This is a genomic window from Helicobacter sp. WB40 (genome assembly GCF_027859275.1).
In the GTDB taxonomy this organism is placed as follows: Bacteria; Campylobacterota; Campylobacteria; order Campylobacterales; family Helicobacteraceae; genus Helicobacter_D; species Helicobacter_D ibis.
The window spans coordinates 18,556-31,267 of the sequence record NZ_JAQHXS010000001.1 but is presented as its reverse complement, the minus strand read 5'-3'; the positions used below and the strand labels follow the sequence as shown (position 1 = coordinate 31,267).

The window sequence follows — 12,712 nt, the reverse complement described above, 5'->3', positions numbered from 1 at the left end:
TCACTTTAAAAATTCTTCACTTTTATACTTTGAAACATACATTGCAATACTCTTTTCTTCTATTGCTTTTTTATAGAAGTTTTCATGCATATACAAAAATTGACCTTCCCCTCTTCTATACGCATCTTTTGGATCTTGGTCTAGTATTTTAAAGATAAAATCATAGATTCTATTATTATAATATTCATAAGATTCTACTTCTAAAAATATAGGTTCATTTATCATTTCTTTAAATAATTTATCATCACTATCAATCCTCTTTATATCTTCGACCATATCTTTTAGAGTTGGATAATTTAAAGCATTTATAAAAGCTTTTGGATTAATCACAAAATCACTCTTCCTATCATCGCCAAACCCACTAATAACAGGATCTCCCCAATAAATAGGTATGCACCCAGCAATAAATGCATCAAAAATACGCTCGGTAGTATATCCAGCATAGCTAGAATTCTCAAAACACAAATTAAATTTATAATCTTTTAGCCAATTAATCTTAGAAGTAAATACATCATCTCCCCATCTATTACCAACTGCACCACCAATATTATTTCTCCAATTCCCACCAGAATCTACTTGTTTATACTTACTAATCTCATCAAATGCCTTATCTCTCTCTAATCCTACAATGCCCCAGCCACTATTTGTAGCCATGAATCCACAAAACTTAGTCTTTTTGTAATTTCTCTTTAGCTTTGGATTTAAGACAATCCTTTGTTCCTCTCCTAAAGCACCTATATAACATATTCTCTCATGTCTATCGCCAAAGCTCATATAATCAAAATCGATACCATAATCAGCTATATTCCAATTTGTCCGAACATTCTCATAAGTTACAAAAATTCTAGGACAAGAGAAGTTGATATGTCTATATCCATATGGACCATATATTAAAAAATCAGGTTCATTTGAGTACTCCACTTCAAACTTTTCATTAATTTTCTTTATAATTCCATCTTTCCAAAAATTCTCTTCAGTCTCTACATTCCACCAATCAACAATTCTCAATTTTATTTTTTTCTTACTTATCTGTTGTGTTTTTTTAGTTTTTGCCATTATCTACCACCATTATCATTAATCAAAATACAATTAGAAAAATTATCAAATATTTCTTTATTATAATCCCTAAAAATAGCATATTGACACTTATTAGATAGAATCCTTGCTAATGCACCAAGTGGAGTAGTTGAGATTATTCCGCCAGTATGCATTGAAAAATACAATGCCTCTTCTAATGAAGTTACAAAAAACTCAGATATGAATGGTAATTTTTCTAAAAAAGGCACAATATATTGAGAAAAATATCCATAATCATGAACTAAAAAATGAAATTTTATATTACTGCTTAGCGAGTTCATAACATACATTGACTTAGCTATAAAATCAGTAGATAACTTTCTACCATAACTCCCATGATACAAGTTTAAAGTATCATCTATATAAAACGCACAAGAATTAGAATCTAAAGATATAGACTGCATTAATGATTCATTGTTAGCTTTAAAGTTAGCAATCAAAAAGTCTCTATATATCAAAATTAAAGGCATCATATCACCATATCCAACAATATATAGAGGTGCTTTTAGTGTATATATAGATTCCTTTGTGATTAGTTCTATTTTATATTGCTGAAACTCATTTATCTCTTCTTTTGTTGCATAGTTAAAAACTAAGTTTGGAAAAATAAATCTCAACAATGAATCATAGCAATAAGTAGCTTCATTATTTACTTTTCTAAACGAATTTGTAACTGTATCAAATTTAACATCATATCCTTTATCTGTTAGATATTTATATAATGCAACAAAACCTATCTGCGATACTACAGATCCCTCAAGTCTAATGATTATTGTGTTTTTCATAGAATTCCTAAAAACAGAGAAAGTGGTACGCCCGGAGGAATTCGAATCCCCGACCTACAGGACCGCAACCTGTTGCTCTATCCAGCTGAGCTACGGACGCATATGGTGGAGTGTAGGGGGATCGAACCCCTGACCTCAACGCTGCCAGCGTTGCGCTCTCCCAGCTGAGCTAACACCCCTCTTAAAAAGTATAAGCGTTTATTATATGGAAATCTCTATTAAAATTCTATAAAGCTAATTTATAGTTTTTATATATTTTTCTACTTCACTTTGTAATTCTTCTAATGTGCCATTATTGTAAATTACATAACTAGCAAGGTTTTTTTTATCATCTAATGACATTTGAGATTCTATCTTCTTTAATGCCATAGAATCATTTATATTATCTCTAAGCATAATCCTATTTAAGCGAACATCTAAACTAGCATACACAAGCACTACATTAGAAATATCGTAATTTCTTGTCTCATAAAATAGCGGTATATCTATAAAATAAGGGAATTTCTTCTCTTCTAAGCTAGAAGCTAGAATCTCTATTTTATTTTTTATTAGCGGGTGAAGTATGGATTCTAGCTCTTTTTTTACATCTTTATTAGAAAAGACAATCTCACCAAGCTTTCTTCTATCTACCTTGCCATAACTTAGAATCTCACTGCCAAACCTCTCAACAACCAACCAAGAATTATCCTCCAAAACCTCATGCGAGATTCTATCAGCACAAATGACACTATATCCATATAGCTTAAGTAGCGATGAAGTCGTGCTTTTACCGCTACCAATTCCACCAGTTAGCGCTATTGCATATTTGAATTTCAATTTTTTACAATACCATAGAGCTTATTTTTGATTGATTTTGGAATTACAAAAGAGCTAAGATGCAAGTTTGCACAATAATATTCCAAATCATCTAACATATCTGCCCTTTGTAGCATAATATCAGCAGTTGGGTGATACTTCTTTGAGGCAAACATGTAGCAATCTTTCAAACTCAAAGACAAAGGAGCGATAAAAGGCATAAGAATCCTAAAATCACCAAAACCTCTCAAAAACTCTTCAGCCTTATCAAACTCAAGCATTAAATGTGGCATATGCGAAATTAAGATTCCATCATCACTCAATACTTCCTTATATGAGGCTACATCGGAGTTTAGCGAAATAACAATATCATACAAGCTAGAATCTTCAACACTCTTTTTTATAAACATTTCTTTATCTTGAGATATGTGGGAGAACCTATTATTCTTAAAAATACTCTGATAATGCGGAAAAAAGCTAATTAAAGTCTCTAGCACATCTAAATCTTGTTGCAAGAAATCAACACTAAGCCCTTCATGCTTTGTTAGCTCATGTGCTATTTCAATGTTGAATCCACCGACAATCAAAGCTCTTTTTGGATTCTTATGAGAACAAGCCGCAATATGTGCTAAAAGCTCACTTTGAATGCTAAGTGTGCTTTGTAGCATCACATAACCATCTATAAAAGCTATATTCCCAAAAAACTCCGAATCAAAAAGCTCTAAAGTATGCTTCTCTCCAGTTACTTCTGTTATTTTGTTTTTAATTTTATATTCTTGCTGAATCTTCTCTTCATAGGACTTAGTTAGCCACATGCTAGCCTCCTATTTTATCTCTAAATACAATTTTTCATTTTTAAATGAAATACCGCCGTCATTTAGCTTCTCTATAACGCTAGTATTGTTTGTTAAATTACCCACTATTTCATTTTCTATTTGAACTAACTTTTCCTCACACATCATTCTAGTCATTCCTGCATGAGATACTTCAAATTTATTACCTTCTATTTTATATTCTGCAAAAAAATGATTACATCCTGCCTTGCCAACAACTTTTCCTTCTTTAAAAGACAAATAAAAATCTTCACTATTTTTATAATTTAAAAATGTAGTCTTATCACCAACTTTATAAGTATCTATTTTCCATTTTTCCTTTTGTTTTAAGATTTCATCAAAATTATATTGCCCTACATTATTCACAGACGCCTCATCTTGTTTTAAATCACTTTTTAACGAACAACCACTAAACATAACCGCACCTACAACTGCCAAACTTACAACTATATTTTTCATTTTTTTCCTTTATTTTAATCTTACAATATCTACTTTTGCATTTGAACGCAATTTTTCAAAATACTCATATATTAAATAATCTTCCTTGCTAACTAGCATTTTTTGCCTAACTACCTCTTTTACATTTTCAAATGGTAGTAAAGTTGGATTATTTTTAGCCTTTATTAAAAATGTAACATACTCATCTCCAATAGGGAAAATAGGGGTAAAAGCACCAATTTTTGTCTGTGTGAATGCAGAGACAATTTGAGGATTTAAAGCCATTGTTTGCAAGATTTCATTTTCTCTTTTTACATTTTTAGGTATATTCTTACCATTGCTAATTAGAATTTGTTCTAATGCAACATTATCATAGCTATAAAACTTCACAACATCAATGCTTTGCGGTATGGAGAATTCATTTTTATTTTCTTCATAATAATTTCTCAAATCCTGATCGCTTACCATCTTTAGGCTCTCGCTTGAAATTGCCTGATATAGCTTTCTTTCCTCTATTGATGATTTTATTTCATTTTTGTAGCTTTCCCAATTTATACCTTTACCTTCTATGAAGCTTTTAATCTTATCTGGCGTGATATTATTTTTCTTGGCTAATAATTTTATTTCATCTTCTATATCTAGCTCTGTTACTACTATCTTTCTTTTTTCCATTTCTTCTTTATGTAGTCTTTGATTTATAAGTCTATCTACTGCTATATCTTGCGATACCTTATCTCTTTGTTGCACTCTAAGTAGTTCTAAAATAGTCACTGGAGAACCATTTACATAGAATGCAATACCATTTACAAGTGCAGGCTCACTCAACAAAAATCCGCTAAAAACTAAAGCTAATAAACTTTTTTTCATACTTCCACCATTTCCTATAAAAGTCTTAATTTACATAATTCTATCAAATTGTTTTTAAAATATCACACAAAACAGCCCAAAATTTCCTAAAACTCTCTATATCCATTTTTTCTCCAAGAGAATGCGGATGAAATATACTAGGACCTATTGATAAAAAGCTAATATTAGGATATTTCTCTTTTAAGATTCCACATTCTAGCCCTGCATGAATACTTTTTATCTTAACTTTGTTGTTATGGATTTTAAATACCCTATATACATGGTTTAAAAACTCACTATCTTCCCTCTCCCATGGATTATATAAATCAACTACATTACTAGCAAAACCAAAACTACCTAGAATCTCTTGTGTGTTTTGTATATTTTCTTTCATGCTATTTTCTTTATTGCCACGACCCATAATATAAACATAAACCTCATCATCAATTTGCCTTAAGATTCCTACATTGCTTGATAGAATAACCCCACTATCATCACTATCTATAACGCCATTTTTCACACTTAATAGACCATTTATTAAATTATTTGCAACAAATGCCATATTGTTAAACTCCACATTCTTAACCTCAAAAAGTGAAGTATCAATATCCAAGATATAATCATTCCTTAATGCAATCTCTAAAGTAGCATTAGTCGGTATTGAATTTCGCTTCTCTCCACCACTAAGTCCAACTAATATCCCACCATCATCAATTAACTTTTGTGCAACATAGCATATGGATAAGATTGCATTTTGTATATCTTTATGTATCTCAATCCCACTATGTCCTCCTATAAATCTATCTTTATTGGTTGATATTTCAACTATCTTATAATCACTTGGAATCTCTATTTGCTCTAACTTTATTTTACACTCTAAATCATATCCACCAGCACAACTACAAACAATCTCATCAATATCTTCGCTATCACAATTAATCATAACTTTAGATTCTATATCTAGAGTAATGTTTTTTGCCCCTATCATACCTATTTCTTCATCTATGGTAAACAAGCATTCTAAATTATCAAAATCCCTTAAAGCTAATATCATGCAAGCTAGTGCAGCTCCATTATCAGCTCCAAGACTAGAATGCTTAGCCTTTAAAAATCCATCTTTAATATATGGCTCTATGCCAAAAGATTCACTCTCACTTACATAAACCATATCTATATGCCCTTGCAAACACACCTTTGGCTTACCCTTCTTAGCTAACAAATTGCCAGCACTATCGATAGTTACACTAGCTCCATATTCTAATGCCTTATTTTTAATCCACTCTCTTAGAGATTCACACTCTCCACTAGCATGAGGAATATTACATATCTCTAAAAATACCTTTAATGGCTCAAAAGAATCTATTTCTATTTTTGACATAAAACCTCCTTATGATCTTTACAATAATCAACAATCTTTCCGTGGAATCTAGCATATAGCTCATTTAATCCTATCTCTTTATTATACAACTTACATACAGATTCATAGTTTTCTAACAATCCACTAACTAGCCACTCTTTTATATCCTCATAATTATCTAGCTCATAGCCATAGAATCTTAAAAGCTTGTATGTATAGTTATCTGCCACCATTTCATCTCTTAAAGCACCATAACAAAGGATAGAATCAGCACTCTCACAACCAATGCCCTTTTGTGCTAAAAGCCACTCTCTGCTAACATTCACACAAAAACAATCAAAATCACCAAAAGTTTCCAAAATATTTTGACAAATAGCAATTATTCTTGTTGATTTTCGCTTATAAAATCCTACATTATTTATGTAAGTTTGTAATTCTGTTTCTTTCATATTTGCTATTTTTTCTAATGATAAAAGCTTATTATTTCTTAGCTTATCAATAGCGATAAATGCTTGTTCCCAGCGAGTATTTTGAACCAAAATTGCACCAAGTATTACTTCAAACTCTCCAGTATTAGGCCACCATAATTTATGTGGAGGATTTTTTAAATATCCGCTGTTTTTTAAAAATTTTAAAAGCATAAAACTATTTTCCAAATACACCTCTTTGTTTTTCAAAATTTTAAAATTTTTTTGGATAAAATCAAAGTTTTAATTTGCTAAATGGAGTAATAATGGCACTTGATGAAAACAAGCAAAAAGCAATAGATTTAGCTATAAAACAAATAGATAAAGCTTTTGGTAAGGGCGCATTAATAAGGCTTGGCGATAAACCTGTAGAAAAAATAGATAGCATTAGCACTGGCTCACTAGGGCTTGATATAGCTCTAGGCATAGGAGGAATCCCAAAAGGAAGAATAATAGAAATTTATGGACCTGAAAGCTCTGGTAAGACAACTCTAGCTCTACAAATAGTAGCAGAATGTCAGAAAAATGGTGGTATATGTGCATTTATCGATGCAGAACACGCACTAGATGTAACATATGCTAAAAATCTTGGAGTAGATATAGAAAATCTACTAGTATCTCAACCAGACTTTGGAGAACAAGCATTAGAGATTTTAGAGACGCTTACAAGAAGTGGTGGCATTGATTTAGTTATTATAGATTCAGTTGCGGCTCTAACGCCAAAGAGTGAGATTGAAGGCGATATGGGCGACCAACATGTAGGACTTCAAGCAAGACTTATGAGTCAAGCATTGCGTAAAGTAACAGGTGTCATACATAAAATGAACACAACGGTTATTTTTATAAACCAGATTCGTATGAAAATAGGTGTCATGGGATATGGTAGCCCAGAGACTACCACAGGTGGAAACGCACTTAAATTCTATGCAAGTGTAAGGGTTGATGTAAGAAGAGTAGCCACTCTAAAACAAGGTGACCAAAATATAGGAAACAGAGTAAAAGTAAAAGTAGTCAAAAACAAAGTTGCACCGCCTTTTAGAGGGGCAGAGTTTGATATTATGTTTGGTGAAGGGATAAGCAAGGAAGGTGAGCTAATTGATTATGGTGTAAAGCTTGATATTGTAGATAAAAGTGGTGCATGGCTTAGCTATGGGGATAAAAAGCTAGGACAAGGCAAAGAAAATGCAAAAATATTCCTAAAAGAAAACCCAGAAATAGCACAAGAAATAGAAGAAAAAATAAAAGCATCAATTTCTATTGCAGATGATTTATCAGCTAGTGATGATGTAGAAGAATAGGAGTTAAGTAATGATTTTTATAGACAATATAGAAGCACAAGAAGTGCTAGATAGCAGAGGGAATCCAACAATAAAAGCAAGTGTAACACTAAGTGATGGTAGCATAGGCAGTGCCATAGTACCAAGTGGTGCTAGCACTGGCAAAAGAGAAGCACTAGAGCTAAGAGATAATGATTCTAGATTCTTAGGTAAAGGCGTATTAAAAGCATGTGAAAATATACACACAGAGATTTATGAAACACTAGTTGGTCTAAGCCCATTTGACCAAAACAAAATAGATAGCCTAATGATAGAACTAGATGGAAGTGATAACTTCTCTAGGCTTGGGGCAAATGCAACACTAGGCGTATCGATGGCTACTGCAAGAGCCGCAGCAAGTAGCCTAAGAATCCCTCTTTATAGATATTTAGGTGGAGCTAGTGCATTAACCCTTCCAACTCCTATGCTAAATATCATAAATGGTGGTAGCCACGCAGATAACACGGTTGATTTTCAAGAGTATATGATTATGCCTGTTGGATTTGAATGCTTTAGCGAGGCTATGAGAGCTAGTGCAGAAATCTATCAACACTTAAAAAAGATTCTAAAAGATTCTAAACATATAACAAGCATAGGAGATGAAGGTGGGTTTGCACCAAATTTAAAAACAAATGAAGAACCAATCCAAATAATACTAGAAGCAGTCAAAAAAGCAGGATACAAAGAAGGAGAAGAGATTGCAATTGCACTAGATGTAGCAAGTAGCGAATTTGTAAATGATAAAGGAATCTATTCTCTAAAGGGTGAAGGAAGAGAGCTTAGCTCACAAGAATTAGTAGAATATTACGAAAAACTAATTAACAAATATCCAATAGTATCAATTGAAGATGGTCTAAGCGAAGATGACTGGGAGGGCTGGAAACTCCTTACAGAAAAGCTAGGAGACAAGATTCAGCTTGTAGGGGATGATTTATTTGTTACAAATTCAAAAATATTACAAGAAGGTATAGATAAGAAAATTGCAAATGCAATTTTAATAAAGCCAAACCAAATAGGAACAGTAAGCCAAACAATACAAGCAATACAACTAGCACAAAGAAACAATTATAAGTGTATTATGAGCCATAGAAGTGGTGAGAGCGAGGATAGCTTTATTGCTGATTTTGCAGTTGCACTAAATACTGGAGAGATAAAAACAGGCTCAACAGCAAGAAGTGAGAGAATGGCAAAATATAATAGACTGCTAAGTATTGAAAAAGAACTACATAATCCGATATATCTAGGAAGCAGTTTGTTTAAAAGATGAGTAACAAATATGTAAATGGTGGGTTTTATAAACTCCTGCCATATCTTAGTCTTGCATTGATAGTGTGTATTATTGGTGTGTATTTTGCAAACTTGATGTTTGGCGCTAACTCTTTAAGTATTCTCCTTGAGCTACACCAAAAGGAACAAAAAATGCAAGAAGAAGTTAGGAGTCTAACAGAACAAAATGCAAATCTACAAAAAGAATTCTTTGAACTAAAGGGGCTAGAACCAAAATGAAAAAAATTGCTTTATTACTAATAACTTCATTTGCATTTGCTAATGAACCGCAAACACTACCACAAATACCAACAATACAAAACAATGACAATAACACAACAATGCAACCTATAAATAATTCTCTAAATACTCCTTTAATCCCTGAAATATCAAAAGAAGCCACGCCAAACACACAAGAAATAACACAAAATGCAAACAAAAGAGACCCATTCCAAAGTCAAATAACACCAAAAGAAAGTGGTCAAATATCAAATGCACCGAATCTAAATTTGTTTAGCAAAGCAGAATTAAATCTGCCATCAACAGCAAGGAAGCTAAAAAAAATCACAATAGAGTACCAAAACCTTAATGGCTCAATTACAAGCATAGAAAAAGAAATAGATGGAGATATAGACTGGCATTTTCCACTTGTGCTAAAACAAGACTTGCAACCAAAAGTTACAGAAAAACCAACAAATAGTAATTTCACTTTAGGAGAGAAATTCAAGTTTAAAATAAATGAACAAACACTAAATCTACAAACTCCATATACTTTGCTAAGGAATTTCACCCTTGCATCTCCTACTAGATTGGTGCTTGATTTTAAAAACCCAACAAAAAAAGAATTTGAAGAAGGAATCTCAACAAATCTACCTGTAATAACAGATGCAACAATCCAAACACATTTGGACTTCTTTAGAATTACATTAAACTTAGATGGTCAATACAATTATAAACTAGACCAAAAAGGCAAGGAAATTACTATTGAATTCCAATAATATCGTCCTAATAGGATTCATGGGTAGTGGGAAAAGCACGATTGCTAGGTGCTTATACCAACACACAAAAAAGATAATCCTAGATAGCGATATTATACTTTCTAACAATGAGAACTTAGATGTTAAAGACATATTCTTAAAATATGGAGAAGAGTATTTTAGAAAATTAGAATTAGAATTTTGTAACTTCATAAAAGACAATGTAAAAAATTCAATAATATCCACAGGTGGTGGCATGCCAAGTGTATGTAATGTAAAGGATATTGGCAAGGTATTTTTTTTAGATTTGCCATTTAAGGAGATTGAAAATAGACTTAAAGATTCAAAAAATAGACCTCTCTTTAGCGATACCAAAAAGGCAAAATTACTATATGAGCAACGACAAGAAATATATAAATCCTCTTGCCATTTTATAATCAATGCCAATAAAACTCCACAAGAAATAACACAAGAGATATTACAAAAAATATGAAAAATATAATTTTTATAAGATTCAAAAACTCTAAAGTCGGTGGTGCTGAAAATTACTTAAATAAAATATGCACTAAACTAAAAGATTCACAAATACTATCAACAAACACATATAAAGAAAAACAAACAATACAAATCAAAATCACAAAATTTTTACCTTCATTTGTTAGATTTTTAATCTTTTTATACAAATATGAAAATTACAAAAAACAAAACCCAAACAATATATACTTTAGCCTCGAGAGAGTGCTTAATTGCGATATTTATCGTGCTGGTGATGGTGTGCATAAAGAATGGCTAGAGATAAAAAATGACAATTTTATTAAAAAAACAAAAAGCTACTTTAACCCAATGAATCCCATATACACAAACATAGAAAAAAGACTTTTTAAAAACGCAAAAATAATTATTGCAAACTCAAATATGATAAAAGATTCAATACATAAATACTACAAAATAAACACAGATAAAATAAAAGTAATCCACAATGGCATAAACCTACCACAAAGCATAAATAAACAAGAAGCAAAAGAACAAATCATAAAAATGCTAAATATAAAAAATACAAACATCATACTTTTTGTAGGTAGCGGATATGCTAGAAAAGGACTAAAAGAAGCACTCTTAATGCTAGATGGACTAAAGAGTGATTATTGTTTTATAGTAATAGGAAAGGAAAAGAAACTACAACTCTACAAAAATCTAGCCAAATCCCTAAAAATAGACAATAAAGTGCATTTTCTAGGGGCTAGAGATGATGCTTATTTATTTTACTTAGCTAGTGATATTTTTCTCTTCCCAACAATATATGAACCATGTTCAAACGCAACACTAGAAGCTGCAAGCTATAAAAACGCGATAATCACAACCAAAACAAATGGTGCAGGAGAAATATTTAATAAAGAATATATTTTGGATTCTTATAATGATATACAAAGTGGCTCTAACATGCTAGAGAGGCTACTACAAGATGAAACTCATCTAAAAACAATCCAACAATCATGCTTTAATTCCGTGCAAAACTTGGATATGGACACTCATATAAACAAAACTTTAGAGGTAATTTTAAAAATATGAATATACTAATACGGCTTCCAAACTGGCTAGGAGATGTGATAATGGCAACCTTTGCCATAGAATCCTTATATAAAACATATAAAGATTCAAACTTCTTTCTTGTTGGCTCTAAAGTCTCGATACAAATATTTAAAAACCACAAAAATACAACATTAATAGAAGATGATAGTAAAGATTCTAAATGCAGAATCCTAAAACTATATAAAATTGCCAAAAGTATCCCAAGAAGCGATATTGCCATAACTTTTCAAAATAATTTTCTATCAGCATTATTTTTAAGCTTCAATAATGCAAAAATAAAAATAGGCTATAAAAATGAACTAAGACAATTCCTCCTAACACATGCAAAAATCAAGCAAAAAGGAATTCATGAGGTCTTTGTCTATTATGATCTAGTAAAAGATATGGTAGAGAATATACAACCAAAACTATATTTACAAAACCCAAATAAACCTATAAACCTACCACAAGGAAAGTTAGCTGGTATAAATGCTGGTGCAGCCTTTGGCAGTGCGAAGCGATGGGAAGAATCTTATTTTGCAGAGGTTGCAAACTATCTTTTAGACAATAATTATAGTATCTTGCTCTTTGGCTCAAATAATGAAATAAATATAGCAAATAATATAGAATCCATGTGCAAAGATAAAATCCTAAACCTAGCAGGGCAAACAACGCTAGAAGAGCTAATAACATATATTTCAAAGCTAGATTTATTTATCACAAATGATAGTGGTCCTATGCACATTGCAGCTGCATTTAATATCCCAAGTGTTGCAATTTTTGGTCCCACAAATGATAGAGAGACTTTTCCATTTTCACAAAACTCGCACATAATCTCACTAAAAACACTAGGATATAAACTAGAATGCCAACCATGTAAAAAAAGAATCTGCCCATTAAAAGATTTAAACTATCACTCTTGCATGAGGGATTTAAAGCCAAAATTTATAATAGAAAAAATAAAATCAATCACAAAAACATAAGGG

Annotated in this window: 15 protein-coding genes and 2 tRNA genes; 7 read left to right on the top strand and 10 right to left on the bottom strand. The window is 31.6% G+C overall.

Annotated features, from left to right (window positions below):
• The 10 genes from PF022_RS00195 to PF022_RS00150 all read right to left on the bottom strand — a co-directional run bounded on the left by PF022_RS00195 (window position 1) and on the right by PF022_RS00150 (window position 6,793).
• Entirely contained in the window at window positions 1-1,056 is a 1,056-nt protein-coding gene (locus PF022_RS00195) for a glycosyltransferase family 10 domain-containing protein (RefSeq protein WP_271021294.1), read from the bottom strand.
• The gene (locus PF022_RS00190) at window positions 1,056-1,862 is read right to left on the bottom strand and encodes a hypothetical protein (RefSeq protein ID WP_271021295.1); all 807 of its coding nucleotides are present in this window, start codon (window positions 1,860-1,862) and stop codon (window positions 1,056-1,058) included. The genes PF022_RS00195 and PF022_RS00190 overlap by 1 nt, the downstream gene beginning before the upstream one ends.
• A gap of 23 nt (window positions 1,863-1,885) precedes the next feature.
• Window positions 1,886-1,962: transfer RNA gene (locus PF022_RS00185), tRNA-Arg, on the bottom strand.
• 3 nt (window positions 1,963-1,965) lie between these two features.
• Window positions 1,966-2,041 (bottom strand) — tRNA-Ala (locus PF022_RS00180).
• Between the two features lie 55 nt (window positions 2,042-2,096).
• Window positions 2,097-2,678: a dephospho-CoA kinase gene (gene coaE / locus PF022_RS00175; protein WP_271021296.1), complete on the bottom strand. Its 582-nt coding sequence runs from the start codon at window positions 2,676-2,678 to the stop codon at window positions 2,097-2,099.
• Window positions 2,675-3,472: a spermidine synthase gene (locus PF022_RS00170; protein ID WP_271021297.1), complete on the bottom strand. Its 798-nt coding sequence runs from the start codon at window positions 3,470-3,472 to the stop codon at window positions 2,675-2,677. Before PF022_RS00170 ends, coaE begins: the two co-directional genes overlap by 4 nt.
• A 9-nt stretch (window positions 3,473-3,481) precedes the next feature.
• Window positions 3,482-3,949, bottom strand: coding sequence for an META domain-containing protein (locus PF022_RS00165; protein ID WP_271021298.1), 468 nt, complete (start codon window positions 3,947-3,949; stop codon window positions 3,482-3,484).
• 9 nt (window positions 3,950-3,958) lie between these two features.
• Window positions 3,959-4,795, bottom strand: coding sequence for a peptidylprolyl isomerase (locus PF022_RS00160; protein WP_271021299.1), 837 nt, complete (start codon window positions 4,793-4,795; stop codon window positions 3,959-3,961).
• Between the two features lie 43 nt (window positions 4,796-4,838).
• The gene (locus PF022_RS00155; RefSeq protein ID WP_271021300.1) at window positions 4,839-6,152 is read right to left on the bottom strand and encodes a M20/M25/M40 family metallo-hydrolase; all 1,314 of its coding nucleotides are present in this window, start codon (window positions 6,150-6,152) and stop codon (window positions 4,839-4,841) included.
• A complete protein-coding gene (locus PF022_RS00150) occupies window positions 6,140-6,793 on the bottom strand; it encodes a 3-methyladenine DNA glycosylase (RefSeq protein ID WP_271022549.1) in 654 nt (217 codons plus the stop codon). Before PF022_RS00150 ends, PF022_RS00155 begins: the two co-directional genes overlap by 13 nt.
• A 71-nt stretch (window positions 6,794-6,864) precedes the next feature.
• On the opposite strand from PF022_RS00150, the gene recA reads away from it, so the two are divergent.
• The 7 genes from recA to waaF are packed head-to-tail and all read left to right on the top strand — an operon-like array spanning window position 6,865 to window position 12,709.
• Window positions 6,865-7,896 carry a recombinase RecA gene (recA, locus tag PF022_RS00145; RefSeq protein ID WP_271021301.1) on the top strand — a complete coding sequence of 344 codons (1,032 nt, stop codon included), beginning with the start codon at window positions 6,865-6,867 and terminating at the stop codon, window positions 7,894-7,896.
• 10 nt (window positions 7,897-7,906) lie between these two features.
• Complete coding sequence (gene eno / locus PF022_RS00140) at window positions 7,907-9,181, top strand: phosphopyruvate hydratase (RefSeq protein ID WP_271022382.1); 1,275 nt, start codon at window positions 7,907-7,909, stop codon at window positions 9,179-9,181.
• Complete coding sequence (locus PF022_RS00135; protein WP_271022381.1) at window positions 9,178-9,420, top strand: hypothetical protein; 243 nt, start codon at window positions 9,178-9,180, stop codon at window positions 9,418-9,420. The genes eno and PF022_RS00135 overlap by 4 nt, the downstream gene beginning before the upstream one ends.
• Window positions 9,417-10,178 (top strand): AMIN domain-containing protein, encoded by a 762-nt coding sequence (locus tag PF022_RS00130; RefSeq protein WP_271022380.1) that lies wholly within the window; start codon window positions 9,417-9,419, stop codon window positions 10,176-10,178. The genes PF022_RS00135 and PF022_RS00130 overlap by 4 nt, the downstream gene beginning before the upstream one ends.
• Window positions 10,165-10,650, top strand: a complete 486-nt coding sequence (locus tag PF022_RS00125) for a shikimate kinase (RefSeq protein WP_271022378.1) — start codon at window positions 10,165-10,167, stop codon at window positions 10,648-10,650. The genes PF022_RS00130 and PF022_RS00125 overlap by 14 nt, the downstream gene beginning before the upstream one ends.
• The gene (locus PF022_RS00120) at window positions 10,647-11,726 is read left to right on the top strand and encodes a glycosyltransferase family 4 protein (protein ID WP_271022377.1); all 1,080 of its coding nucleotides are present in this window, start codon (window positions 10,647-10,649) and stop codon (window positions 11,724-11,726) included. Before PF022_RS00125 ends, PF022_RS00120 begins: the two co-directional genes overlap by 4 nt.
• Window positions 11,723-12,709: a lipopolysaccharide heptosyltransferase II gene (waaF, locus tag PF022_RS00115; protein ID WP_271022376.1), complete on the top strand. Its 987-nt coding sequence runs from the start codon at window positions 11,723-11,725 to the stop codon at window positions 12,707-12,709. The genes PF022_RS00120 and waaF overlap by 4 nt, the downstream gene beginning before the upstream one ends.
• Window positions 12,710-12,712: the final 3 nt, after the last annotated feature.